At 56.4% G+C, this 23,800-nt stretch carries 24 protein-coding genes; 7 read left to right on the top strand and 17 right to left on the bottom strand.

Translation table 11 applies throughout. From position 1 onward, the window contains the following. Positions 1–53: 53 nt before the first annotated feature. Both M6D89_RS08795 and hisC read right to left on the bottom strand, forming a co-directional pair. Positions 54–2,327, bottom strand: coding sequence for a putative bifunctional diguanylate cyclase/phosphodiesterase (locus M6D89_RS08795; protein ID WP_253967641.1), 2,274 nt, complete (start codon positions 2,325–2,327; stop codon positions 54–56). 650 nt (positions 2,328–2,977) lie between these two features. Then, the gene (gene hisC, locus M6D89_RS08800) at positions 2,978–4,039 is read right to left on the bottom strand and encodes a histidinol-phosphate transaminase (protein ID WP_253967642.1); all 1,062 of its coding nucleotides are present in this window, start codon (positions 4,037–4,039) and stop codon (positions 2,978–2,980) included. Between the two features lie 144 nt (positions 4,040–4,183). Here hisC and M6D89_RS08805 point away from each other — a divergent pair, with 144 nt between their 5' ends. Then, on the top strand, positions 4,184–5,377 hold the full coding sequence (locus tag M6D89_RS08805; RefSeq protein ID WP_253967643.1) for an amino acid aminotransferase: 1,194 nt from the start codon (positions 4,184–4,186) through the stop codon (positions 5,375–5,377). Here M6D89_RS08805 and M6D89_RS08810 read toward each other — a convergent pair. Beyond that, positions 5,374–5,895: a mechanosensitive ion channel domain-containing protein gene (locus tag M6D89_RS08810; protein ID WP_253967644.1), complete on the bottom strand. Its 522-nt coding sequence runs from the start codon at positions 5,893–5,895 to the stop codon at positions 5,374–5,376. The genes M6D89_RS08805 and M6D89_RS08810 overlap by 4 nt on opposite strands. 93 nt (positions 5,896–5,988) lie before the next feature. Here M6D89_RS08810 and M6D89_RS08815 point away from each other — a divergent pair, with 93 nt between their 5' ends. Then, positions 5,989–6,693: a glycerophosphodiester phosphodiesterase gene (locus tag M6D89_RS08815; RefSeq protein ID WP_253967645.1), complete on the top strand. Its 705-nt coding sequence runs from the start codon at positions 5,989–5,991 to the stop codon at positions 6,691–6,693. Here the strand turns inward: M6D89_RS08815 and M6D89_RS08820 are convergent. The 13 genes from M6D89_RS08820 to M6D89_RS08880 are packed head-to-tail and all read right to left on the bottom strand — an operon-like array spanning position 6,653 to position 18,005. Beyond that, positions 6,653–7,156, bottom strand: coding sequence for a GNAT family N-acetyltransferase (locus tag M6D89_RS08820; protein WP_253967646.1), 504 nt, complete (start codon positions 7,154–7,156; stop codon positions 6,653–6,655). The two genes, M6D89_RS08815 and M6D89_RS08820, sit on opposite strands and share 41 nt — an antisense overlap. Beyond that, entirely contained in the window at positions 7,156–8,166 is a 1,011-nt protein-coding gene (lipA, locus tag M6D89_RS08825) for a lipoyl synthase (protein ID WP_253967647.1), read from the bottom strand. The genes M6D89_RS08820 and lipA overlap by 1 nt, the downstream gene beginning before the upstream one ends. 16 nt (positions 8,167–8,182) lie before the next feature. Next, complete coding sequence (lipB, locus tag M6D89_RS08830) at positions 8,183–8,854, bottom strand: lipoyl(octanoyl) transferase LipB (RefSeq protein WP_253967648.1); 672 nt, start codon at positions 8,852–8,854, stop codon at positions 8,183–8,185. Further along, positions 8,854–9,126, bottom strand: coding sequence for a YbeD family protein (locus tag M6D89_RS08835; RefSeq protein ID WP_253967649.1), 273 nt, complete (start codon positions 9,124–9,126; stop codon positions 8,854–8,856). The genes lipB and M6D89_RS08835 overlap by 1 nt, the downstream gene beginning before the upstream one ends. 53 nt (positions 9,127–9,179) lie before the next feature. Next, positions 9,180–10,328, bottom strand: a complete 1,149-nt coding sequence (locus M6D89_RS08840) for a D-alanyl-D-alanine carboxypeptidase family protein (RefSeq protein WP_253967650.1) — start codon at positions 10,326–10,328, stop codon at positions 9,180–9,182. A 57-nt stretch (positions 10,329–10,385) separates the two neighbouring features. Then, positions 10,386–11,201 (bottom strand): septal ring lytic transglycosylase RlpA family protein, encoded by an 816-nt coding sequence (locus M6D89_RS08845; RefSeq protein WP_253967651.1) that lies wholly within the window; start codon positions 11,199–11,201, stop codon positions 10,386–10,388. Beyond that, positions 11,194–12,195, bottom strand: coding sequence for a lytic murein transglycosylase B (gene mltB / locus M6D89_RS08850; protein ID WP_253967652.1), 1,002 nt, complete (start codon positions 12,193–12,195; stop codon positions 11,194–11,196). The genes M6D89_RS08845 and mltB overlap by 8 nt, the downstream gene beginning before the upstream one ends. A 15-nt stretch (positions 12,196–12,210) precedes the next feature. Next, positions 12,211–13,356, bottom strand: coding sequence for a rod shape-determining protein RodA (gene rodA / locus M6D89_RS08855; protein ID WP_253967653.1), 1,146 nt, complete (start codon positions 13,354–13,356; stop codon positions 12,211–12,213). Beyond that, positions 13,356–15,215, bottom strand: coding sequence for a penicillin-binding protein 2 (gene mrdA / locus M6D89_RS08860; RefSeq protein WP_253967654.1), 1,860 nt, complete (start codon positions 15,213–15,215; stop codon positions 13,356–13,358). Before mrdA ends, rodA begins: the two co-directional genes overlap by 1 nt. Positions 15,216–15,240: 25 nt before the next feature. After that, positions 15,241–15,711, bottom strand: a complete 471-nt coding sequence (gene rlmH / locus M6D89_RS08865) for a 23S rRNA (pseudouridine(1915)-N(3))-methyltransferase RlmH (RefSeq protein ID WP_253967655.1) — start codon at positions 15,709–15,711, stop codon at positions 15,241–15,243. A gap of 3 nt (positions 15,712–15,714) precedes the next feature. Then, complete coding sequence (gene rsfS, locus M6D89_RS08870; RefSeq protein ID WP_253967656.1) at positions 15,715–16,056, bottom strand: ribosome silencing factor; 342 nt, start codon at positions 16,054–16,056, stop codon at positions 15,715–15,717. Positions 16,057–16,077: 21 nt separating this feature from the next. Then, on the bottom strand, positions 16,078–16,740 hold the full coding sequence (nadD, locus tag M6D89_RS08875; RefSeq protein WP_253967657.1) for a nicotinate-nucleotide adenylyltransferase: 663 nt from the start codon (positions 16,738–16,740) through the stop codon (positions 16,078–16,080). Next, positions 16,740–18,005 carry a glutamate-5-semialdehyde dehydrogenase gene (locus M6D89_RS08880; protein ID WP_253967658.1) on the bottom strand — a complete coding sequence of 422 codons (1,266 nt, stop codon included), beginning with the start codon at positions 18,003–18,005 and terminating at the stop codon, positions 16,740–16,742. The genes nadD and M6D89_RS08880 overlap by 1 nt, the downstream gene beginning before the upstream one ends. A gap of 168 nt (positions 18,006–18,173) precedes the next feature. Here M6D89_RS08880 and M6D89_RS08885 point away from each other — a divergent pair, with 168 nt between their 5' ends. The 3 genes from M6D89_RS08885 to M6D89_RS08895 are packed head-to-tail and all read left to right on the top strand — an operon-like array spanning position 18,174 to position 20,525. Next, the gene (locus M6D89_RS08885) at positions 18,174–18,455 is read left to right on the top strand and encodes a PepSY domain-containing protein (protein ID WP_253967659.1); all 282 of its coding nucleotides are present in this window, start codon (positions 18,174–18,176) and stop codon (positions 18,453–18,455) included. A 16-nt stretch (positions 18,456–18,471) separates the two neighbouring features. Continuing rightward, the gene (locus M6D89_RS08890; protein ID WP_253967660.1) at positions 18,472–19,155 is read left to right on the top strand and encodes a response regulator transcription factor; all 684 of its coding nucleotides are present in this window, start codon (positions 18,472–18,474) and stop codon (positions 19,153–19,155) included. Beyond that, a complete protein-coding gene (locus tag M6D89_RS08895) occupies positions 19,152–20,525 on the top strand; it encodes an ATP-binding protein (protein WP_253967661.1) in 1,374 nt (457 codons plus the stop codon). The genes M6D89_RS08890 and M6D89_RS08895 overlap by 4 nt, the downstream gene beginning before the upstream one ends. Before the next feature lie 234 nt (positions 20,526–20,759). Here the strand turns inward: M6D89_RS08895 and M6D89_RS08900 are convergent, their stop codons facing one another. Continuing rightward, positions 20,760–21,404: a TorF family putative porin gene (locus M6D89_RS08900; protein WP_253967662.1), complete on the bottom strand. Its 645-nt coding sequence runs from the start codon at positions 21,402–21,404 to the stop codon at positions 20,760–20,762. Positions 21,405–21,791: 387 nt separating this feature from the next. Here M6D89_RS08900 and M6D89_RS08905 point away from each other — a divergent pair, with 387 nt between their 5' ends. Together M6D89_RS08905 and M6D89_RS08910 are read left to right on the top strand one after the other, a co-directional pair. After that, on the top strand, positions 21,792–23,057 hold the full coding sequence (locus M6D89_RS08905; protein ID WP_253967663.1) for a multifunctional CCA addition/repair protein: 1,266 nt from the start codon (positions 21,792–21,794) through the stop codon (positions 23,055–23,057). Next, complete coding sequence (locus tag M6D89_RS08910) at positions 23,050–23,793, top strand: pteridine reductase (RefSeq protein WP_253967664.1); 744 nt, start codon at positions 23,050–23,052, stop codon at positions 23,791–23,793. Before M6D89_RS08905 ends, M6D89_RS08910 begins: the two co-directional genes overlap by 8 nt. Positions 23,794–23,800 lie beyond the last annotated feature (7 nt).

Here is a 23,800-nt window from a genome sequence, read left to right on the forward strand (position 1 = left end):
GTTCACACAGGGATGACCACGGCAAAAAAATAGGATGAATAACGTTACTGCGGCTAAGCAAGGCTCGGCATAGTGACAACGTTATTATTAAGGTCAAATTCACCCGCGCGATTAAAGTGGCTTTCAAACTGATCCGCGGGTAACGGTTTAGCATACAAAAAGCCCTGGGCCTGGTCACAGCCCTCGGCCAGCAACCATTCGGCCTGATGCACCTTCTCGACCCCTTCGGCGACCACGGTTAACTGCATATTGTGAGCAAGGCCGATTATCGATCGGGCAATGGCCGCATCATTTTGGTCTAGGGGCAAATCAAATACAAAACTGCTGTCAATTTTAAGCTTTGCCAAAGGAAAACGCTTTAAATAAGCCAGCGATGAGTAGCCCGTACCAAAGTCATCAATGGATAACTGCACCCCCATCTGATTCAGCTGATTCAGCTGGTTGATGGTTTCACCCGCATGTTCCATGGCGCAACTTTCGGTAATTTCCAGTTCCAAGTATTCGGCGGGCAGCTCGGAGTGGCGCAACACACTGGCGACCTTACCGGGAAAGTCGCGCTGACGAAATTGCCGAGTGGATAAATTAACCGCCACCCGGGGCACGTTTAAGCCCGCATCTATCCATTGTTTCTGCTGTACACAGGCAGCTCTTAGCACCCACTCGCCCAAAGGCACTATGAGCCCGGTTTCTTCGGCGAGGGGGATAAAGTGCGCCGGTGATACCAGGCCCCGTTCGGGGTGCTGCCAACGTACCAGTGCCTCGACCCCAGTGAGGCAACCGCTGGCCAGATCAAACTGCGGTTGATAGTGCAGGGTTAACTGCTCCAGTTCAATCGCACGGCGCAGGTCGTTTTCCAGCAGTAGATAATTAACCGCCGAGGCGCTCATACCCTTGGCGTAGAACTGACAATTATTCTTGCCCGCCTCTTTTGCCTTGTACATAGCAATATCAGCGTTCTTTAGCAATTCGTCGGCCTGCTCCCCATCGTTGGGAAAGACGCTGATGCCTATGCTGGCGGTAATAGAGATATCGTGGCCGGCAATTTCCATCGGACGGGCCAGCTGCGCCAGGAGTTTATTCGCCACAAAGCGCACATCATCCAAATCGTGCAATCCTTCCAGCAGCACCACAAACTCGTCGCCACCCAGGCGCGCTACCGTATCCATATCCCGCACCGATTCATTCAATCGTGCGGCAATCGACTTAAGCAACAAATCACCCGAGTCATGACCCAGACTGTCGTTAATGTTTTTAAAACGATCTATATCCAACAGCATTAAGGCCAGCTGCGACTCGGAACGTTTAGCGCGGGCCAGACCGTGATGAATACGATCGTAGAACAGCGAACGGTTGGGCAGCGAGGTCAGGGCATCGTGAAACGCCATGTAATTTAAACGCGACTGCTGCTCTCGCAGGGCGTTCTCGGCCAGCTTGCGATCGGAGACATCGGTGCAGATAGTGCACACACCAAAACTATCGCCGCTCTCATCGCTTAAAGGGAACTTGACCATTAAGTAGGTATGCAAGCTGCCGTCTTTGTGCAGCAACTCGACCTCGGTTTCAAAGGGCTTGCCATGATCCAGCGCCGCCGCCTCAACCGACTTTAAGGACTCGACTAATTCAGAGGGGTAAATTTGATAGGCGTTTTTACCCACCAGAGAACCCTCACCAATATTCGCCAGCTGTTTGTAGTGTTCGCTGGCCATCACCACATTGCCATTCAAATCTTTCACCGCAATCAGCGCGGGCGAATACTTTAAAATTGCGTTTAGGTAGGTTTCACTGGCCCAGAGTGCCTTTTTCGCAGTGCGCGCGTGTTCTAGTTGAGCGTCAAAGTCCTTGCGGTCTAACAGCTGCCTTACCACTAAAGAGCTCATCAGCCAGTGGGGCTCTGCGTGGCTTAACTCAGCTGTCAGCTCACTCTCGGGCAGCTCCGACTCAATGTAGTAGGCCGCTATGCTGTCACCACACTCGTCAATCGGATAGATCGCCGCGCTGGCAATATTGCGCCGACCGCATTCAGCGGCACCTAAAAAAGCTTGCTCGGGAAGGGAAAAACTTTGCTGAATAAAGCTGATAGGCAAATTGCGCGATTGCGCCAGAGGAGTCGATAAGCCGTGCACATCCAACTCACCACGAGCGTTGCGCAGCGCCAGCGCCTCAAGCGATAGCCCAGAGGCATCGCGCACCACCAAAGCCACACGACGGATGTGCTTGCGCGAGGCCAGTAAAGAAGCCAAACGCTCTGCAATCTCTTTGTGGTTTAACCGCTTACACAGCTGCTGATACTTTTTGATCAGCGCTGCAGCGCCCGGTGTTGCTTGCATACTCATCCAAAGCAGTCGGTGTGCTGTCGCCAAAGCAGTGCCACCTTCTGAGGCTAGATCGCAGACCCGACGACCTCAGAGTTGTGTGGGCAACCGCCACCCTAATAACCGCAATTTATTAGAAACCTAGTTTTTAGGCAAGCTTCATTGACTTTTTTGTATTTTCGACCCAAATTCGATCAGAAATCACGCACACATAACGTGCCCCAAAGGTCATTTTGCATGCAAAACCAACCGAATCTTAAGCGCGCCCGTAAAAAAGGGCGTTACGTCAAATAACCCAGCAATTACGATTGTCGGGTTATTAGCGGCCCAGGATGCGCCGACGCCGCCGAAGGAGAGCGCCCGTTTTAAGGAGCCTCTGATTAAGTCCCCAGTGGCCTCTGGCTTACAGAGCTTTTCGAGGTCAAGGCGGCGAGCCGATGGCGTGCTGACGGCCCGGTGAGGTGAGCCAACGCAGAGATCGGAAAGCTCTGCAAGCCCCGAAGGGCGCGGCCAAAACGTCCATCCGCTGTGTTGCACTTCTTGCCAAGGGCTATGGCCATTACCTGCGAAGCGCGCCTTGCGGAGTGAACGTTTTGGACTCGCGCAGAGACCGCTGGGGATTTAATCAGAGGCTCCCTAAATCTGCGCCGCGGGGAAAAGCATGCTTAAAGACCCAGAGCTTCCAGGGTAGCAATCAACTGATCCATTTCGCTGTCAGAACCAATACTAATCCGCAAATAATCGCTGACGCGTGCCTTGGCAAAATAGCGGACTAAAATTTTGTGCTCACGCAGCGCTGCGGCCAAATCTGCCGCCCCATGGCTGGCCGGGGGCTTGGCCAAAACAAAATTGGCCTTGGAGGGCAAAACGCTAAACCCCTTGTCCTGCAAAACCTGGGTAAGCCGCTCGCGGGTGGCGACCACTTTGTCGCGGCACTGGGTAAAGTAGCCCACATCGTCCATGGCGGCCGTAGCGGCTGCTTGGGCTATAGCATCCAGCGGGTAGGAATTAAACGAGTTTTTCACCCGTTCCAACGCCTCAATCAACACCGGCTGCCCCATCGCAAAACCCACCCGCATACCGGCCAGGGCACGCGACTTGGAAAAGGTTTGCACCACCAGCAAATTGGGATATCGATCGATAAGCGCGACCGCAGACTCTGCGCCAAAATCGACATAAGCTTCATCCACGACCACCACCGAATCCGAGTTGTTCTGCAGCAGGGTTTCAATGGCCTGCAAGGGCGTTTCCAGCCCCGTGGGCGCATTGGGGTTGGGGAAAATAATGCCGCCGTTGGGCTGATTATAATCGCTCAGATTGACCGCGAAGTTCTCATCCAGCGGTACCGGTTTGGCTTTGATGCCAAACAGCTGGCAGTACACCGGATAAAAACCATAGGTGATATCCGGGTAGAGAATCGGCTCGTCCTGCTGAAAGAAGGCCATAAAGGTTTGCGCCAGCACTTCGTCAGAGCTATTGCCGGCAAACACACAATTGCTGTCAATTTGATAATAACGGGCAATCGAGTCGCGCAGGCCGACGGCATTGGGATCGGGGTAATAGCGCAGGCGGCTAATCAGGTTTTGGGTGATCGCCTCGGCTACCTTGGGTGAAGGGGGGTATGGGCTCTCGTTGGTGTTCAGCTTAATCAGCCCTTCGATTTGCGGCTGCTCGCCCGGCACATAGGGCTCAATGCTGCGTACCACTTCACTCCAGTATTTGGACATGCAAACTCCGATCAAAAAGAAAGCGAGTATATCAGAGCGGCCAAATCGAGTCGCAAGGGTTGAAAAACCTATCCGATAAACTCGACACCTGAATTTGCTGGTATTATCTGCCGCTGCCGCTAACTTTCTTGTTCAGGAGCCGTCATGCTAGACCACCTACCCCAGTTGCAACCCGATCCGATTCTGGGCCTGAGCGCCGCCTACCAAAACGACACCAACCCTAAAAAAGTCGACCTGGGCGTGGGAGTCTATAAAACCGAGGCGGGTGATACCCCGGTGTTGCAGTGTGTCGCCGAGGCAGAGGCCCAACTGCTGCAAACCCAAACCAGCAAATCCTACACCCCGCCGGCCGGGATTACCGGCGCCAACCGCGCCGCTGCCGAGCTGGCTTTTGGCCGCGAGCATCAAGCCCTTACCGATAAGCGCGTAGGCACGGTGCAAACCCCGGGCGGCTGCGGCGCCCTGCGCCTGGCCGCCGAGCTGATTGCCCACGCCAATCCCGACGCCACTATCTGGGTCAGCACCCCCACTTGGGCGAACCATGTCCCGCTGCTAACCAGTGCTGGGCTGCGCTTAAAAGAATACCCCTACTACAACTTTGCCGAACACCGCATCGACTTCGACGCCATGATGGAAACCCTGCAACAGGCGGGGGAAAATGACTTGGTGCTTTTACACGCCTGCTGCCACAACCCCAGCGGCGCCGACTTGAGTCAAAGCCAGTGGCAGGCAGTGGCAGAGCTTGCCAGCAAGCAAGGCTTTACGCCGTTTATCGATATGGCCTACCAGGGTTTTGGCCAAGGCATAGACCAGGATGCCTACGGGGTGCGGCTACTGGCGGACACCCTGCCCGAGCTGGTGCTGGCCACCTCGTTTTCTAAAAATCTGGGGCTGTACCGCGAGCGCGCCGGGAGTTTGAGTGTCGTCAGCGCAAACGCCACTCAGGCCCAAGCGGTGCTGAGCCAGACGTTAAGCATCGCCCGGGGGTTGTACTCTATGCCGCCATCGCACGGCGCCAGCATTGTGGATTTGGTCTACCACACCCCCGAGCTTCGCTCTCAGTGGAAGAGCGAATTAACGGGGATGCGCGAACGCATTGCCGGATTGCGCGAACAACTTGTTGGCGAACTTAATGCCCGCCAAGACAAACAGCGTTTTGATTTTATCGCCCGCGAGGCGGGCATGTTCAGCTTTTTGGGCTTGAGCGTCGCGCAAGTCACCCGCCTGAAAAACGAGTTTAGCGTTTATATGACCGACAACAGCCGTATCAATGTGGCCGGAGTAAACGCCCATAATCTCGCCTATCTGGCCGACGCGATTGTAAAAGTGCTCGATTAATCCTCGCCGTTATCGCGCGAGGGCGGCAGCGCGCCGGGAGCAATTTTCATTACCGCGCGCTGCAACATTAGCGAGTTAGGATAGGTAACCGTATTGCCATCGTCCATCCGGACAATTACATGGAACATAGTGATTTCGCTGATCACGCCATAGTAGTGAGCATCAGGGTCCAGCACCTGAATGCGATCCCCCACTCGGTAGGGAAAGCCGAAAAAGATAATCACGCTGGCGGTAATGTTGCTCAAAATCGACCATTGGGCAAACAGCGCTATCCCCACCACCGCAAATATCGACGACAAAAACAAAGATACATCGCCATAGCCCAACCCCAACAGCAGGCAAACCACCACCACCGCGCAAAACAACAGCGCGAAGTGGGTGATTTTATTGATGTATTCAACCCGGTATTCGGTCACGGCGCGCTTGCGGGCCAACTCGACCACCACGCGATCGAGCAGACGCGACATCAGTAAAAAGAACACCACAACGGCGGACACTAAAGCGATCTTGAATAACATTATTCACCTGTACACGAAGACTCAACAACGGCCTATACTACCAGCAGCCAGCCCTGTGTTGGCACTAATTCATCCCCTAAGCCAAGGACTGTTATGCGCTGTATTGCCCATCGCGGAGTCGCGGGCCCCACTACCCCGGAAAATACCCTAGCCGCCGTGACGGCCGCGCTGGCGCTGGATGTCGATGGCATTGAGGTTGATCTGTGGTTTTATCACGGCCGTTTCTGGATGACCCACGACAGTCTCTGGCCGGGCGAGCACCGCCGCTTAAGCGCGTTAAGCCACGGCGAGCTAACCGGACTGCGCCACCCTAACGGCGAACCACTCACCGACCTGCCGGTGCTTCTGGAAACCGTTAAAGATCGCTGCTTATTAAACCTTGAGTTAAAAAATTCAGGCGGAGCCGAACATTTGTGCGAGGTGTTAAACACCTTCACCCGGGAGACTGGAATCACCGCCGAGCATATTGTGATTTCAAGTTTTAACCACCATGAGCTGGCTGTTTGCCAAAAGCTGATGCCCGAGATCAAGCGCGCGCCTCTAATCGCCAGCTTACCACTGGATTATGGCGCCAGCCTGGAAACGCTGGCACCCTACTCGATTAACACCTCGGTAGAGTTACTGGAACCTGAACTCACTCGCCACATTCAGCGGCGCGGGTACCAACATTGGGTGTACACCGCCAATACCGCCGACGACTGGCGCGAGCTGCAAAGCCTGGGGGTCGATGCCTGCTTTACCGACCGGGCGGCCGCGCTTAGGGAATACCTCGGCGCATCACAGTCACCCATTGTTTAGCGATGCGCGCCTGGCGCACGCTCTGCCACTGGCGTTTGCGATAAAACTCGGTGTGCTCGCGAGCGATCAGCCAGACACTGTTATGCCCCAAACTTTGCACACAATCGAACACACTCGCCATCAAAGCTTGCGCCACCCCCGCCCGCCGGTGTTCCGGTAAGACATAGAGGTTGCTTAACCACAAAGGCACATCCACCGCAGGAGGGCCAATGTCGGTACTGACGTGATAGCTAATCAGACTAACGCAACCGATAACCTGTGAGTCGATGCTCGCAACCCAAGTACGGGGCACACCCGGCTCGGTCGCCAAATGCGCTTTAAGTCGTTCTAAGCGGCGCGAGTAAAGGCTGGTTAGCCCCTGACGCAAACACTCGCTATGATGCCAGCGCGCCACCAGGGGCAAATGCTGGGGCTGAGCCGCCAGGGGCTCAACCCGCAGAGGAGACTTTGGGGAGACGGCCATTAGGCCTGAACGTCAAACCACTGCACATCTTCGCCGTGGGCCTGTTTATCGGCGTGATAACTGGAGCGAACCAAGGGGCCACAGGCGGCGTGGGTAAAGCCCATCTCTTTGGCAAGCTCGGTGTACTCGGCAAACTCGTCCGGGTGCACATAGCGGTCAACCGGCAAATGGTCTTTAGACGGCTGCAGGTACTGACCGATGGTGATCATATCAATGTTGTGATCGCGCATATCGCGCATCACCTCAAAGATTTCTTCTTTGCTCTCACCCAGGCCCACCATCAGACCCGATTTGGTCAGCACATCGGGGCGACGCTTTTTGTATTCCGCCAGCAGTTTAAGGCTCCACTTGTAGTTGGCGCCCGGGCGGGCCTGACGGTAAAGGCGCGGCACGGTTTCCAGATTGTGGTTAAACACATCCGGCGCCTCTTTTTCCAGAATATCCAGCGCGGGCTCCATACGGCCGCGAAAATCCGGGGTCAGAATCTCTACCTGTAACTTGGGCGAACGTTCGCGCGCCTCGCGGATACAATCGGCAAAGTGACCCGCACCACCGTCGCGCAAATCGTCGCGATCCACCGAGGTGATCACCACATACTTGAGGCGCATTTCGGCGATGGCTTCGGCCAGGTGCACCGGCTCGTGGGAGTCCAGAGGGTTGGGCTTACCGTGGCCCACATCGCAAAAGGGGCAACGACGGGTGCAGATATCACCCATGATCATAAAGGTGGCCGTGCCGCCCGAGAAGCACTCGCCCAAGTTGGGGCAGTTGGCCTCTTCGCACACCGACGACAGGTTATTTTTACGCAGCAGCTTTTTGATGCGGTCTACTTCCGGCGAGGCGGCTACTCGCACCCGAATCCAGTCGGGTTTACGCGGGGTTTCGACCGCATCGGAGGCAATGACTTTTACCGGAATACGCTCTACCTTGTCGGCATCGCGCAGCTTCTCCCCCTGCTTGTGGCGGCGGGTTCGCTTTACCGGTTCTATCTCGGGAGTCTGTGTGGTCATAGATAACTCGCAGGTTTCAGGGGTGGATCTCACCCCGGGAATATTCAGCGGCCGGTATTATACCGGTTTTGGCGCCCACTTTCTGTACAAGGTGCGCGACAAGCCCGTCACCGACGTCGGCGATAGCCGGCGCCTTGGGTAAAAGGCGGGCCATATCCACCATAGCCAATCCGGCATAACCGCAGGGGTTAATCTGGGCAAAGGGGGTTAAATCCATATTCACATTAAGCGCCAGACCGTGAAAACTGCAGCCACGGCGCACCCGCAAACCCAGCGAGGCTATCTTGGCACCGTCAATATAGACACCGGGCGCATCGGGCTTGGCGTAGGCGTCGATACCGTAATCGGCCAACAGCGTTACCAAGGTGGATTCCAGCAGAGTCACCAGATCGCGCACCCCCAGCTTGTAGCGGCGCAAATTCAACAGCGGGTAAGCCACCAGCTGGCCTGGGCCGTGATAGGTCACCTGGCCGCCGCGATCGGTCTGCACCAGGGGAATGCCCTCTACCGCCAGCAAGTGTTCAGGCTTGCCCGCCTGGCCCTGGGTAAAGACCGGTGGGTGCTCCACCAGCCAGAGTTCATCCGGGGTGTCGGTATCGCGATGGTCGGTAAAATCCGACATGGCGCGCCAAACCGATTGGTAATCACGCACGCCCAACTGGCGCACGATAATCGTGCTCTCGCTCATCACAGCACGATTTTGGTGGCCGGGTGGGCCTTAAGATCCCGGTGAATCGCCTCTAACTGATCGGCACCGGTTGCGGTGATGTACACAGTAACCGACTGCCAGCGGCCTTTGCCACTGTCTTTAATGCGAATACGCTCGGCATCAAATCCCGGGGCGTGGGCAGTCATTACCTCTATTACCAGGGTCTGCAGGGCATCGCCCGCCTCACCCATGATTTTAATAGGGTAGTCGGGACAGGGAAATTCAATTTTGGGAGGTTCTTGAGAAGTCATGCGGCCTCAACACAATGTAATAAGGCCGCATTATATCAGAATTAGGCGTGTGCTTAGCTCAGCAGGCCTTTAATAAACAGCTTAATGGCATCGATTATCCGGGCGAAAAATCCGGCTTCCGGCACAGCCTCGACGGCCACCGCAGGCACTTCGGCCAGGGTTTCACCGTTTAAGGTCAAGGTAACCATACCCAGTTGCTGACCGGCGGTGACCGGTGCTTTAAGGGTTTCGCCCAGCTGCAAGTTCGCTTCAATGCTGCCGCGACTGCCCCGGGGAATGGTTAAGCGAATATCCTTGGCGACCGTGAGAGCCACTTGATCGGATTCGCCATACCAGATGCGCGCGGTCTCCAGCTCGTCACCGGCACTGTACACAGTGGCATTTTCAAAGTAGCGGAATCCATAGGCCAGCAGTTTCTGGGTTTCAGCGGCGCGCGCGTTTTCGCTGCTGGTACCCATAACCACCGAGATTAAACGCATATCGCTGCGCTGAGCCGAGGCCACTAGGCAGTAGCCCGCCGCCTCGGTGTGCCCGGTTTTTAAACCGTCCACCGACTCGTCGCGGAACAGCAAGCGGTTGCGGTTGGGCTGGTTAATGCCGTTGTACTCGTAGTATTTCTCGGCGTACAGCGGGTAATAGGTGGGGTGATCTTCAATAATTGCTTTGGCCAGTAACGCCAGATCGCGGGCACTGGTCAGGTGTCCCTCGGCGGGCCAGCCGGTCGAATTCACATAGTGGGTGTTGTTCATATTCAGCAGCTTGGCCGTCTGATTCATCACATCGGCAAAGGCATCTTCGCCCCCCGCGACATGCTCAGCCAAGGCCACACTGGCGTCGTTACCCGACTGAATAATCACCCCGCGCAGCAAATCGATCACCGGCACCTGGGTGCCTTCGCGAACAAACATTTTCGAGCCGCCCATTTTCCAGGCGGCCACGCTGATGTTCACCATATCCTGCTCGGCCAAACGGCCGTGATCCAACTCGTTGGTCACAATATAGCTGGTCATCATTTTAGTAAGGCTGGCCGGCGGCAGCTGCTGATCGGCATTGTGCTCCACCAGCACTTCGCCGGTTTCGGCGTCCAGCAATAAATAAGCGGTCGCAGCCAGCTGCGGCGGTGCGGGAATAAGCACCTGCTGGGCGCTGGCCGAAAGCGTAAAAACAAGGGCGGCGATGACGGCAATAGTTTTGGCAAACATGAAATATCTAATCTGGTTGGTGGATAACAGCGAAATATCTTACCCCAAAGGGACGCGTCAGTCTTGCACGACGTGACTGGAATATACACCAGCCTCGGGTAAACGCGCGCGAACGCGGGTCACAGCTTGCTGGTTAGCCAGGGGGCCGATACGCACCCGGTAGAGCGCCTTGGCCGCCATAAACTCACTGATAAACACCCGCTCGCCGGTGGCCGAGGCGACTTTGCGCTGTAGCGCCTGGGCGGACTGGCGGGAGCTGAACGCCCCCACTTGTAAGTAGACGCCGTCGGCTTGGCTAGCCGGACGGTCGTCGGGCTTGAGCGGTGGCGGCGGGGTATCGCCCGGCATCACAATCTCCACTTCTACCGGGCCGGTACCCGTTTGGCTAATGCCTAAGCGCTGCGCAGCGGCGTAGCTTAAATCGATAATGCGGCCTTCGTGAAATGGCCCCCGATCATTCACCCTTACCACCACACTGCGGCCATTTTCTAAATGCGTCACCCGCACATACGAGGGAATAGGCAGGGTCTTGTGGGCGGCGGTCATGGCGTACATGTCGTACACCTCGCCATTGGAGGTATCGTGACCGTGAAATTTTTCCCCGTACCAAGAGGCATAACCCCGCTCTTTGTAGCTGGATTCGTCCTCAATTAAATAATAGGTTTTACCCAAAACAGTATAGGGGTTTTTATTGCCCGCCCGAGTGCGGGGCTCCACTTTGGGCACGGCATCGGGCACATGGGACATATCCACGGGGCGATCCGGCCCCTTATCTTGATCCATGTCATAGCGCGAGCTGGGCTTATTAGAGGAACAGCTGATCAACAAAGCACTCAGTAAGACCCAGCCGAATACGGGCTTGATACTAATCATCCTCGGACTCCAGCTCTGGACGCATCTGACGGTAAATTCCCTGGGCCAACTGATGTACCACCATTGCGTACATGGCGCTGCGATTGTAACGGGTGATGACGTAAAAATTATTAAAGGTCAACCAGTACTCAGCGCCACGAACGCCCTGTAGCTCAATGACTGACGCGGACGCATCGGCGGGCACCGATTGCACGGGCGCAAAGCCCAAATCCTGCCAGTGGGCGGCGGTTTGTTCGGGTTTATCAATAGGCTTGGGCAGAGCTGGAATGGTTTGCGGGGGACGCGCCCGCACCGTCACGAAAGCGCCCCGCTGCCAACCGTGCTCGGCGAAGTAGTTGGCGACACTGCCAATGGCATCCGTGGTGTTATTCCAGATATCCGGCCACTCATCGCCGTCAAAATCCACCGCGTAGTGGCGGTAGCTGGAGGGCATAAACTGACCATAGCCCATGGCGCCCGCGTAAGAGCCTTTGTTTATCAGCGGGTCCTTGCCGTGCTCGCGCATCAAAATCAGGTAGTTTTCTAACTCGCTGGTAAAAAAGGGACTGCGAGGGGGATAGTCAAAAGCCAAGGTGCTCAGGGCGTCCATCACCCGGTGTGACCCCGTGATACGGCCGTACAAGGTTTCCACACCGATAATCGCCACAATGTACTCGGCGGGCACACCAAACTCTTGCTCCGCCCGGCGCAGAGCATCGCGATTGTCACGCCAGAATGTTACTCCGCCATCGATTCGCGCGGGCTGGAGAAATATTTTGCCGTACTCGGCCCAGGTTTTGGTTTTTTCCGCCGGCCGTGCAATCAACTCTAAAATGGTGTCTTGCTTATCCACTTGCGCAAACAGTGCCCGCAATTGCGCGGCATCAAACTGATGTTTTTCCGCCATCATCTGAATAAACGCATCCGCCTCGGGACTTTTGCTGTAATCGGCCAGCGCAGGCAGGCCCAACATACAAACGGATAATGCCGCCCACCATTTTATTATCTTGTGCAATGCTTTTACTCCAATTTAGCGAATCACTTTGCGCCTTTCGGTGGCGATAGCCATCAATATACCAAAGCCCGTCATCAAGGTGACAATGGAAGTCCCGCCCTGGCTCACCAGCGGCAGGGGCACCCCCACCACGGGCAAAAGCCCGGACACCATACCGATATTGACGAACACATAGACAAAGAATGTCAGGGTAATGCTGGCCGCGAGTAAGCGTCCAAAACTGTCCTGAGCGCGAATGGCGATGGTTAAACCGCGCAGCACAATCAGTAAGTACAGGCCCAGCAGAATCAGCACACCCATTAGGCCAAACTCTTCGGCCAAGACCGCAATAATAAAATCCGTGTGCCCTTCGGGCAGAAAATCCAAATGGGATTGGGTGCCCTGCAGCCATCCTTTACCCGGCACGCCACCGGAACCAATGGCCGTTTTGGACTGGATAATATTCCAGCCCGCCCCCAGACGATCCGCCTCTGGGTTCAACAGGGTTAGCACGCGTTTTTTCTGATAATCGTGCAAGACAAATTGCCACAAAGGCCATAGGCTGGCGAGCATGGCCGCCACCGCCGCAAAAATATAGCGCCAGGATAAACCGGCAAAAAACAACACCATTAACCCCGATGCGGCCACCAAAATCGAGGTGCCTAAATCTGGCTGTTTAACGATAAGCACCACCGGTATCGCCACCAGCACCAGGGTAAAAAATACATGCTTAAACACCGGCGGCAGATGCCGTTGCCCCAAATAAGCCGCTATCGCGATGGGCATGGCGAGCTTCATAAACTCCGAGGGCTGAAAGCGAAAGCCGCCCAGGCTCAGCCAGCGCTGAGCACCCTTGGCCCCCACCCCTACCAAAATAACCGCCACCAACAGCCCTACCCCGGCCACGTAAGCCCAGGGGGCCAGGCGACGCATAAAGTGCACCGGTACCTGCGCCACCATAAACATCGCGATGTAGGCCAGCACAAAGTAAATGCCCTGGCGTTTAATGGTTGCCATGGATTGGTCGCCCGCACTGAACAGCACCACCAGCCCACCGCCGGTGATAATCAGCAACAATAACAACAGCCAAAAATCCACATGCAAACGCTGCTGCAACCGGTCGCGCTTGCGCAGCGCGCGGTCTGATTCGGGCAAACGACGCAAAAAATCCTGATGGGGCATTAGGGCTCCTCGGCCTGATTGTCGGCATCGAGCAGCCAGGCGTCGAACACCTTGCGCGCCACGGGCGCCGCCGCCCCCGAACCGGATTCGGCATTCTCAACCAGTACCGCCACCGCAATCTGCGGATCGTCATAGGGCGCAAAGCCGACAAATAATGCGTGATCGCGGTTGCGCTCACTCAAGGCTTCCGAGTCGTACTCTTCACCTTGGGCAATCGCCACCACCTGGGCGGTACCGGTTTTACCCGCCATGTGATATTCGGCGCCCTGACCAATCCGCCGGGCGGTGCCACGGGTGCCGTGTATCACCTCTTCCATGGCCTCTAAAATGGCGTCCCAGTGGGCGTCATCCACCTGCACTTGATTGATCAGTTCTGGCTCCACCGTCTCGCCCCCGACACTGGCAACCATATGGGGTCTATAGTGGGCGCCGCGACTGGCCAGGGTGGACACCATCACCCCCAGTTGCATAGGGGTTGCCAACACATCGCCCTGACCGATGGCGACATTCAGGTTATCCCCCGGATACCAGGCCACCCCGCGCGCGCCCCGCTTCCAATCTCGCGAAGGCCAGATTCCGCGCCGCTCGTTGGGCACATCCACACCCGTTTTCTCGCCCATACCAAACTGATAACCAAAGGCATGCATTTTATCGATGCCCATATTGTGGCCCAGGTCGTAAAAGTAGGTGTCACAGGATTCCGCGATCGCCTGCTTTAAATCCACTTTGGTGCCATGGCCCCGGCGCTTCCAGTCGCGGTACAAGCGACTGCTGTTAGGCAGGCGGTAAAACCCCGGGTCGTAGACGGTGTCCGAGGGGGTGACAATATCGTAGTGCAAACCCGCCATGGCAATCACGGGTTTAACCGTGGAACCCGGCGGATACTGTCCCTGTAAAAAACGATTAAACAGCGGCAAATCGCGGGACTGATTGAGCTCGCGATAGTCCTTAAAACTGATGCCGGTGACAAACAAGTTGGCATCGAAGCTGGGGGCACTGACCGCAGCCAGCACGCCGCCTGTTTTTACATCCACCGCCACCACAGCGCCGCGATGGCCTTCGAGCGCCTCAAAGGCTTTTTGCTGTAGCTGAGTATCCAGGTGCAACACCAGGTCTTTACCGGGCTTGGGGTCACTGCTTTCCAGCACCCGCAGCACTCGCCCCCGGGCGTTGGTTTCCACGTTTTGGTAGCCAACCGTGCCCAGCAGCTCGTCCTCGTAGGAGCGCTCTAGGCCGTTTTTGCCGATGGAGTGGGTCCCCGCGTAACGCTGGTGCTGCTCTTCACTGAAAGAAGTGAGTTCGCGCTCGTTAATTCGCCCCACATAGCCAATGGTGTGGGCGAACAGCTCGGCGTGGGTGTAATGGCGAACCAACTGCGCGTGCACCTCGACCCCGTCCAGGCGGTATTCATTGACCGCCAAGCGGGCGATTTCTTCTTCGGTCAGGTTGTAGCGCAGTGGCACTGCATCGAAGGGGCGCCGGCGCTGACGCAACTGATCGTTAAACTTTTCGATGTCCGTGGGGCTGACCTCCACCAACTCGCCCAGCACCGACAGGGTACGGCCCAAATCATCCACCCGTTCGTGGACGATGGATAAGGTATAACTGGCGCGGTTCTCGGCCAATAGCTCGCCATTGCGATCGTAAATTAACCCCCGGGTGGGGGGAATAGGCAGCACATGCACCCGGTTGCGGTCCGACTGGGTGACATAGTCGTCGTGATGGGTAACCTGGAGGGAGTAAAAGCGCACCACCAATACCCCGGTAAGCACCACAATGATCACGGCGGCGAACAGTGCCCGGCCAAAAAACAATCTGGCTTCGCGGTGGTGATCTTTAAACTGGCGGGCTTCTGACATGAGAGTGGAGCGCGAAACCTATTATTTATTTATGATACGGATGGTGATTGATAACAGTCCAGGCGCGATACAGCTGCTCCATTAACACCACCCGCACAATCGGGTGCGGCAGGGTCAGGGCCGACAGCGACCAGCGCTCATCGGCGCGCGCCAGCGCCTGGGGCGCCAGACCGTCGGGACCGCCGATTAACAGGCAGACATCCCGGCCGTCCATGCGCCAGTTTTCCAGCTTACCGGCCAGCTGCTCGGTGCTCCAGTTGCGCCCTTTTACATCCAGCGCGATCACTTTATCAGTGCGACCAATGGCCGCGAGCATTGCCTCGCCCTCTTTTTCCATGGCGCGGTTAATATCGCTGTTTTTTCCCCGCGCGCCCAGCGCCAGCTCGATAAGCTCGACGGGCATATCCCCCTTGGGCAGGCGCTTGGCGTATTCGGCAAAGCCCTCCTGCACCCAGGCGGGCATGCGGGTGCCTACCGCAATCAGCTTAACGCGCACCTATTAGTCCTTCGAGCGGCTCGCCGGTTCCACCGACCAGAGTTTTTCCAAATCGTAGAACTCGCGAGTTTCGGGCATCATCACATGCAGGACGATATCGCCAAAGTCCACCAGCACCCACTCGCCACTTTCCAGCCCCTCAACCCCCAAAGGCTGAAACCCGGCCGCTTTGGCATCTTCGACGGCATTCCCCGCCAGAGATTTCACATGGCGATTTGAGGTACCCGAGGCGATCAGCATGGTATCCATGACGTCGCTCTTGCCGCGCACGTCCACTTCTTGTACATCTCGCGCTTTCAGATCGTCCAGCGCTTCTAACAAAATTGGCATTACAGAATCAGACATAAGTTTTCCAAGGTTGTGCGATCAATAGGTTTTATCGACCGGGTCGCCCGCGCCGTACAAACCGCGCTCGGCAATATAATGGCGCACCGCCTCGGGCAGCAGGTAACGGGTCGAGAGCCCCTGCGCCGTTAGTGTGCGAATTTCGGTGGCGCTGATATCCAGCGCCCGTATATCCAAATGGACCACAAAGCCGTGACTGGCTTGCTCCAAGACTTTAGTCGCGGCGCCATGCTCGCGATCAAAGTCCGCCAAAGGGCCGCTTTTCGGCATTTGGTATCCGGGTCTGTCCACCACCACCAAGTGCCCCAATTGCAGCAATTCTTCCCAGCGGTGCCAGCGCATTAAGCCCAAATAGGCATCCAGCCCCATAATCAGCGAGATAGAGGCCTCGCCCCCCTGCTCGGCGCGCAGCTGGGCCAGAGTGTCCACCGAATAGGATGCGCTGCCGCGCTCGAGCTCGCAGGTGTCCAGAGTGAGTGTGGGGCTGCCTGCGATCGCCAACTCCACCATGCGCGCCCGGCGCCGGCTGGCGACGCTTGGGTCTTCGCGGTGCATGGGGATATGGCAGGGCACCAGCCGCATCTGATCAAAGCTCACTTGCTGAACCAGATCCAGCGCCAAGCGCAGGTGCCCGTGATGTATAGGATTAAAAGTGCCGCCAAATACGGCAATTTTACGACGCATTAGTGGCGAATTTGTCCGTCGCCAAACACGATCCACTTCTGCGAGGTCAGCCCTTCCAACCCCACCGGCCCACGGGCGTGGATTTTATCGGTAGAAATACCAATTTCGGCGCCCAGACCATATTCGAAACCGTCGGCAAAGCGCGTCGAGGCATTAATCATCACCGAACTGGAATCCACCTCGGTAATAAAGCGGCGCCCCCGGGTATAATCTTCGGTGACGATCGACTCGGTATGCTGCGAGCTGTAACGGGCAATATGAGCCATGGCCTCGTCCAGCGAGTCCACCACGCGAATGGCCAGAATAGGCGCCAAATATTCGGTGGCCCAGTCTTCGTCAGTCGCCGCCTGGGCGTCAATAATGGCGCGGGTTTTGTCGCAGCCGCGCAGCTCAACGCCCTCGGCGTTATAGGCCTCGGCCAAACGCGGCAGAATATCCGCCGCGACTGAAGCGTCTACCAACAGAGTTTCCATGGCATTGCACACCCCATAGCGATGGGTTTTGGCGTTAAAGGCAATGGCAAAGGCTTTATCCAAATCGGCTTTGGCATCGATGTACACGTGGCAGATGCCGTCTAAGTGTTTAATGACCGGCACCGAGGCCTCGCGGGAAATGCGCTCAATCAGCCCCTTGCCGCCGCGCGGTACAATCACATCGACAAACTCGGGCATGGTAATCAGCGAACCCACGGCGGCGCGATCGGTAGTTTGTACCACCTGCACACAGGCCTCGGGCAAGCCCGCTTCGCGCAAGCCACGGCCAATACACTCGGCGATGGCGCGGTTAGAGTGAATCGCCTCACTGCCGCCGCGCAAAATAGCGGCATTACCCGACTTCAAGCACAGGCTGGCGGCATCAATGGTGACATTGGGGCGGGACTCGTAAATAATCCCCACCACGCCCAAAGGCACTCGCATTTTGCCTACCTGAATACCGCTGGGGCGAAAGCTCATATCGGTGATTTCACCACAGGGATCGGGCAGCGCCGCTACCTGACGCAAGCCCTCGATCATACCGTCGATAGTTTGGGGCTTAAGCGCTAAGCGATCCACCAATGCTTCTTCCAGACCATTGGCCCGCCCGGCATCGAGATCTTTTTCGTTTTCGGCCATCAAATGGGCGCGGTTAGCGTCCAGCTCGCGGGCCATGGCCAGCAGCGCTTCGTTCTTTACGCCGGTGCTGGTCGCAGCCAATGCGCGCGATGCGGCGCGGGCCTCGCGTCCCACCTGAGCCATATATTCTGTGACAGAAACCTTATCCAACATGTTAAACCCGTGTACTTTGGCAAAATTTGCGGCAATTATACCCGCAAGCGCCCCTGTAACACTATGCTTCAGCTGCGGTTAAGGCTACCGCTTTACCATTACGGAACTGGCCAGCAAACCGCGCCTGCCTCTACAATGGGTGTTCGACTCACCATAGGTTTTTATTTGATGAAACGGCTGCTTTGTCTCACCGCTTGCCTGTTTAGCCTATACGCTCAGGCCGCTCCGCTCAGTCTGCCCCCCAGTAGCGTTCCAGCTAGCGTGCAACCTTGCGCTATTAGCGCCGCTCAAGCGGGAAAGATTGCGCGCAAAACCTTTGGCGGCAAGGTTATTGACATTAAAGCCGTCCAGCACAAAGGCCGGGCCGTTTTCCGGGTTAAATTACTGCAAAAAAACGGCCGCATTCACTCTGTACTGATCGATGCCAACAGCGGCCAACCCCTAAAATAACACCCCGGAGCCGACCATGCGCCTACTGATAGTCGAAGACGATGCCAACCTAAACCGGCAAATTGGCGAGCAAATGCAGGCTGCGGGTTTTGCCTGCGACCACAGCCACGACGGCCGCGAAGCGCTGTACTTAGGTGAAGAGTACGACTATGACCTGGCCATTATCGACCTGGGACTGCCCGAGCTGGACGGTATCAGCCTGATCCGCCAGCTGCGCGAGAAAAACCGGAACTACCCCATGTTAATTCTCACCGCCCGGGATGCCTGGCAAGACAAGGTTGAGGGGCTAGAGGCCGGTGGCGATGATTACTTAACCAAGCCCTTTCACCCCGAAGAGCTGCGCGCCCGGGTGCAGGCCCTGTTGCGCCGCGCCCACGGACTGGCTCAGAGCAAAATGCATTTTGGCACGCTCACCATCGACACTGACGCCAAGGCCGTTACCCTAAATGACCGGGCCGTAGAACTAACCGGCTACGAGTACAACACCCTGCTGCAACTGGCCCTCAATCGCGGCAAAACACTATCCAAAGCCCAATTAACAGAGCACCTTTACGCTCAGGATTTTGATCGCGACAGCAACACCATCGAGGTGTTTGTAGGGCGGCTGCGCAAAAAGCTGGACCCGGACGGGAGCCTGAACCTGATCAGCACCCAGCGGGGGTTGGGCTATCGCTTTAACCTCGAACCCACGGATTCATGAAACCGGCTACCCTCAAGGCGCGCCTTTCTCTGGGTACCCTGTTGGCACTGCCGTTGTTACTGCTGATTACCGGAGCGGCGCTGGATAAAGCTGTGCGCAATAGCTTAATCGCGGCCGAGCAAGTGCGCCTGGAGCGCTATTTCTATCTGTTGTTTTCCGTCGCCGAGATGCGCGGCGCCGAGCTTGAGCTACCCTCCACCCTTATCGAACCCGACCTGGAACAGCCTAGCTCGGGCCTGGCCGCCTTTGTGTATCGCGCCGACGGCTCGCTAGTGTGGCGCTCGGGCTCCAGTGTATTAAACGAAAACCTGCCCGCGCTGGGCGATTTTGGCCCCTACCCCCGCCCCGGGCAAATGCAAATCAGCCAGCGCCGTCACCAAAACAGCCAGGCCTTTTTCGCCAGCTTTGACGTGCTCTGGGAAACCGCCAGCGGCGCCACCCTACCTTTTCGTTTTGCTCTGGTACATACGGGCGAAAGCTATTACAGCGCCTTAAGCGCTTTTCGCACCACCATGATTCGATGGCTGCTGGCCGCATTGGTGGTGATGATTCTGTTACAAATCGGCCTGCTTAGCTGGGCTCTGCGGCCGCTGCGCACCCTGGCGCAATCGCTGAGCAAAATGCAAAGCGGTGAAACCCGAACCCTAACCGGCCGCTACCCCCACGAAATTCAGCGGGTGGTGGACCGCCTAAACCGGGTACTGCAAAGTGAAGCCCGGCTGCGCAAACGCTACCGCAACAGCCTGGGCGACTTGGCCCACAGTCTAAAAACCCCCTTGGCAGTGCTGCACAATGCCAACGCCCCCCAGGGTGCCGAAGACTACGCCCGACAAATTAGAGAACAGGTAGAGAGGATGGACCAAGTGGTGAAATATCAATTACAGCGCGCCGTTAGCGAACACAGCCAGGGCAGCCAAACGCAAGTATCGGTGATTAACGTGTGCGAACGACTGGGTAAATCATTGCAGAAAATCTATCGCGACAAAGGCATCAGTTTAGCGCTGGATATCGACAAACACACACGCTTTGTCGGCGATGAGCAAGATCTGATGGAAATTATGGGCAACCTGCTGGACAACGCCTTTAAATACGGCCACAGCCAGGTAACCGTAAGTGCGAAAGTTAAAGACGCGAAGCTTCTGATCAATGTCGATGACGACGGAGACGGCATTGCCGAATCACTGCGCGCCAGCTCGGTAGAGCGAGGCCAGCGGTTGGACACCTCCAAGCCCGGCCAGGGCATTGGGCTGGCGATTTGCGCCGATATTGCGGCGGGGTATCACGGTGGGCTGGAGATTGCCCGCTCACCCATGGGTGGGGCGCGTTTTACTGTGGCTTTGCCGGGGGCCGTTGCTCGGTCGGATGACTGACGCAGAACGCAGAACGCAGAACGCAGAACGCAGAACGCAGAACGCAGAACGCAGAACGCAGAACGCAGAACGCAGAACGATAGCGTGATGGTTTGCTGAAACAACGGCCCATTGAAATGGTCGTTTTAGGAGAACTTATTACATAAAAAAGGGCAAACCGAAGTTTGCCCTGACAGCTCATGCTCACTGTTTGTTGCCGCGCTTAAAGCGCGGCTTATAGTCGTTCTGGCTTGCTTAGAATTCGATAGGCAGGCTCAGAGAAACGATAAATTTCGCATTGTCATTAGGGCCGCCTTCGTCTTCAACCGGCACACCGACGGTAAAGCTCAGGTTGTCGTTGAATGCGTAAGACAGGTCAACGTGTGAGTATTCTGTTCCATCAGTAAAGTCGTGCTGACCGTAAAGGAGACCGAAGTCACCCATGGTAACTGCTGCAGTGGCATACCAGTAGTCTTCATCACCTTCGATATTGTCGTAATAGGTAAAGTCAACCGGACCAAAACCAACACTGGCCACAACTTCCATCAAATCGCCAGGATTGGTATCTGTCTCGGGGTACACGTAGGACCAAGCGCTAACGTCAAAACGGAAATCACCCATTTCGGCACCGTAACCGGCGTAAATGTCATACTCGGTACCCAGGGCGGCGTCACCTGACGAGCCCCACAAACCGCCGTAGAAACCACCGGCACTGACAGACAGATCCCCCGAGATAGCCGCATCGCCGGCCCCCAGATCCATACCACGCCAGTAGTACATGTTGGCAGCACCTACCGAAGCGGATACTTCAGCCGCACTGGCTGAAGGTGCTACCGCACTCAGGGCAATAGCAGATGCGGCAACGGCGCTGGCCAGTACTTTTTTGTTCATCATCTTCATGAAATCTTCCTCTAGTTTCTAATGGCAGTAATCTTCTTTTTGGTAGCTATCGGCGCATTTGCGTATTAGCGCTCGGCGCATCGACTTAGCTTGCCCGTGTTATAGCGAAGACCAAGCCAACTTAAATTTTCCCTTTAATTTCATAAACTTACTTAAAAAAACACTCAAAACCTGGATTTTACCGAACAGCCGAAGCACTACAAGCGTGCATAAGCGAATCCACTTTTTCGGCGATCGCACCAAAATGAAACATTCGTAAAAAATAGCCTTTTTACAATGCCTTCGCTGACGCATAAAACCTTATGTCAAACAATACGTAATTTGCCTTATGGGTAAAAAATTCCATTTTCCGTTCTCTCCTTAAGCGTTAGTCGATACCATAGCAAGATGACCAAAACACCCTCCTCTACACCGGCCGATTTCCAAACCTATCTGGTGGGCGGCGCCGTGCGCGACCGTCTGCTGGGCTACCCTTTCAGCGAAAAAGACTGGGTGGTGGTGGGGGCCACCCCCGAACAGATGACCGATCAGGGCTACAGCCCCGTAGGCAAAGACTTTCCGGTGTTTTTACACCCGGTCACCAAAGAGGAATATGCCCTCGCCCGCACCGAGCGCAAAACCGCCCCAGGCTACACCGGGTTTAGCTTTTACTGCGCCCCAAGCGTCACTCTGGAAGACGATCTGAGCCGCCGCGACTTAACCATTAACGCTATTGCCCAGAGCGAGTGCGGCGAGCTAATCGACCCCTACGGCGGCGAACAGGATCTAAAGCACAGGCTGTTACGACATGTCTCCCCCGCTTTTAGTGAAGACCCCGTGCGCATTCTGCGGGTGGCCCGCTTTGCCGCGCGCTATCACCACTTGGGGTTTACCGTTGCCGATTCCACCATGGCGCTAATGCGCGAGATGGTTCAAGCCGGTGAAGCCAATCACTTGGTCGCCGAACGAGTTTGGAAAGAGCTGGCCCGCGCCCTAGGCGAGCAAAATCCCGAGGTTTTTGTACAGGTTCTGCGCGATTGCGGCGCCCTGGACAAGGTAATGCCCGAGCTGGACGCCCTGTTCGGCGTACCTCAACGGGCCGAGCACCACCCCGAAATCGACACCGGCATTCACTGTCTGATGGTGCTCCAACAAGCTTGCAAACTGACTGACAGCGTAGCGGTGCGCTTTGCCGCACTAATGCACGATTTGGGCAAGGGCGTTACTCCCAAAGATGTATTGCCCCGCCATATCGGTCACGAAGTAAAAAGCCTGCCGCTGGTTAAGGCCCTCTGCCAGCGCCTGGCCGTACCCAACGACTGCCGCGACCTGGCCTTGATAACCGCCGAGTTTCACACTCACTGCCACCGCGCCCTGGAGCTAAAACCCAGCACCGTGCAAAAACTGTTTAAGCGAACTGACGCCTACCGAAAGCCCGAGCGCTTTAACCAGTTTTTACTGGCTTGCGAGGCCGATTCACGCGGGCGCACCGGCTTTGAGAACCGCGATTATCCGCAACCCGACTATCTGCGCACAGCCTTAGAGGCGGTTAAAGAAATCGATATCCAGGCCTTAATACAGCAAGGCTATCAGGGCGCCGAGCTGGGCCAGGCCATTGAGCAGACGCGAATCAAAATACTGCAACAAGTAAAACAGGATTATCCCCATGACTGACGCCCCCGTGGCACTGATAACCGGTGGCGCCCGCCGCATCGGCGCGGCCATTGCCGAGCACTTGCACCGAAAAGGTTGGCGCATTGTGATTCATTACCGCCACTCGGACCGAGACGCCCGTGCGCTAAGCGAGCGTTTGAACCAACAGCGCGCAGACAGCGCCATCACCGTGGCGGCCGACTTGGCGCAAATGCACGAGATACAGCGTCTCGCCCAACAGGCCCAGACCCACTGGAGCCGTCTAGACGCGCTAATCAATAACGCCTCCAGCTTTTATCCCACTCCCTTAAAAAGCGCCAGCGAGCAGCAGTGGGATGACCTATTCGCCAGCAACTTAAAGGCGCCCTTTTTTCTCAGCCAGCAATTGACCGCCGCTCTGGCGCAGCATAACGGTGCGATTATCAATATCGCCGATATTCACGCCCAGCGGCCTTTAAAACACCACAGTATTTACTGTATGGCCAAAGCGGGGAATGTCATGCTTACCCAAACCCTGGCGCGCGAGCTGGCCCCAGAGGTACGAGTGAATGGCATTGCACCTGGGGCAATCGCCTGGCCCGAAGACGCCGCCGAGCTCGACGCTGCCGCGCAGCAATCTATACTGGAGAAAATAGCGCTGGAGCGCACCGGAGAGCCGCTGGATATCGCCCGCAGTGTGGCATTTCTGTTAACCGATGCGCCCTACATAACCGGCCAGATACTCGCGGTTGATGGCGGCCGCACCTTGCAACAATAACGCGCAG

Source organism: Gilvimarinus xylanilyticus, from assembly GCF_024195295.1.
In the GTDB taxonomy this organism is placed as follows: Bacteria; Pseudomonadota; Gammaproteobacteria; order Pseudomonadales; family Cellvibrionaceae; genus Gilvimarinus; species Gilvimarinus xylanilyticus.

Coding starts and splice junctions, on each gene's coding strand:
- lipA (WP_253967647.1), bottom strand. CDS start 8,166: ATGACCACACAGACTCCCGAGATAGAACCGGTAAAGCGAACCCGCCGC.
- M6D89_RS08885 (WP_253967659.1), top strand. CDS start 18,174: ATGAAACGGCTGCTTTGTCTCACCGCTTGCCTGTTTAGCCTATACGCT.
- nadD (WP_253967657.1), bottom strand. CDS start 16,740: ATGCGTCGTAAAATTGCCGTATTTGGCGGCACTTTTAATCCTATACAT.
- rsfS (WP_253967656.1), bottom strand. CDS start 16,056: ATGTCTGATTCTGTAATGCCAATTTTGTTAGAAGCGCTGGACGATCTG.
- M6D89_RS08840 (WP_253967650.1), bottom strand. CDS start 10,328: ATGTTTGCCAAAACTATTGCCGTCATCGCCGCCCTTGTTTTTACGCTT.
- M6D89_RS08805 (WP_253967643.1), top strand. CDS start 4,184: ATGCTAGACCACCTACCCCAGTTGCAACCCGATCCGATTCTGGGCCTG.
- M6D89_RS08905 (WP_253967663.1), top strand. CDS start 21,792: ATGACCAAAACACCCTCCTCTACACCGGCCGATTTCCAAACCTATCTG.
- lipB (WP_253967648.1), bottom strand. CDS start 8,854: ATGAGCGAGAGCACGATTATCGTGCGCCAGTTGGGCGTGCGTGATTAC.
- M6D89_RS08845 (WP_253967651.1), bottom strand. CDS start 11,201: ATGATTAGTATCAAGCCCGTATTCGGCTGGGTCTTACTGAGTGCTTTG.
- M6D89_RS08810 (WP_253967644.1), bottom strand. CDS start 5,895: ATGTTATTCAAGATCGCTTTAGTGTCCGCCGTTGTGGTGTTCTTTTTA.
- M6D89_RS08795 (WP_253967641.1), bottom strand. CDS start 2,327: ATGCAAGCAACACCGGGCGCTGCAGCGCTGATCAAAAAGTATCAGCAG.
- mrdA (WP_253967654.1), bottom strand. CDS start 15,215: ATGTCAGAAGCCCGCCAGTTTAAAGATCACCACCGCGAAGCCAGATTG.
- M6D89_RS08835 (WP_253967649.1), bottom strand. CDS start 9,126: ATGACTTCTCAAGAACCTCCCAAAATTGAATTTCCCTGTCCCGACTAC.
- M6D89_RS08890 (WP_253967660.1), top strand. CDS start 18,472: ATGCGCCTACTGATAGTCGAAGACGATGCCAACCTAAACCGGCAAATT.
- hisC (WP_253967642.1), bottom strand. CDS start 4,039: ATGTCCAAATACTGGAGTGAAGTGGTACGCAGCATTGAGCCCTATGTG.
- M6D89_RS08815 (WP_253967645.1), top strand. CDS start 5,989: ATGCGCTGTATTGCCCATCGCGGAGTCGCGGGCCCCACTACCCCGGAA.
- M6D89_RS08895 (WP_253967661.1), top strand. CDS start 19,152: ATGAAACCGGCTACCCTCAAGGCGCGCCTTTCTCTGGGTACCCTGTTG.
- M6D89_RS08880 (WP_253967658.1), bottom strand. CDS start 18,005: ATGTTGGATAAGGTTTCTGTCACAGAATATATGGCTCAGGTGGGACGC.
- M6D89_RS08910 (WP_253967664.1), top strand. CDS start 23,050: ATGACTGACGCCCCCGTGGCACTGATAACCGGTGGCGCCCGCCGCATC.
- M6D89_RS08820 (WP_253967646.1), bottom strand. CDS start 7,156: ATGGCCGTCTCCCCAAAGTCTCCTCTGCGGGTTGAGCCCCTGGCGGCT.
- M6D89_RS08900 (WP_253967662.1), bottom strand. CDS start 21,404: ATGAAGATGATGAACAAAAAAGTACTGGCCAGCGCCGTTGCCGCATCT.
- rodA (WP_253967653.1), bottom strand. CDS start 13,356: ATGCCCCATCAGGATTTTTTGCGTCGTTTGCCCGAATCAGACCGCGCG.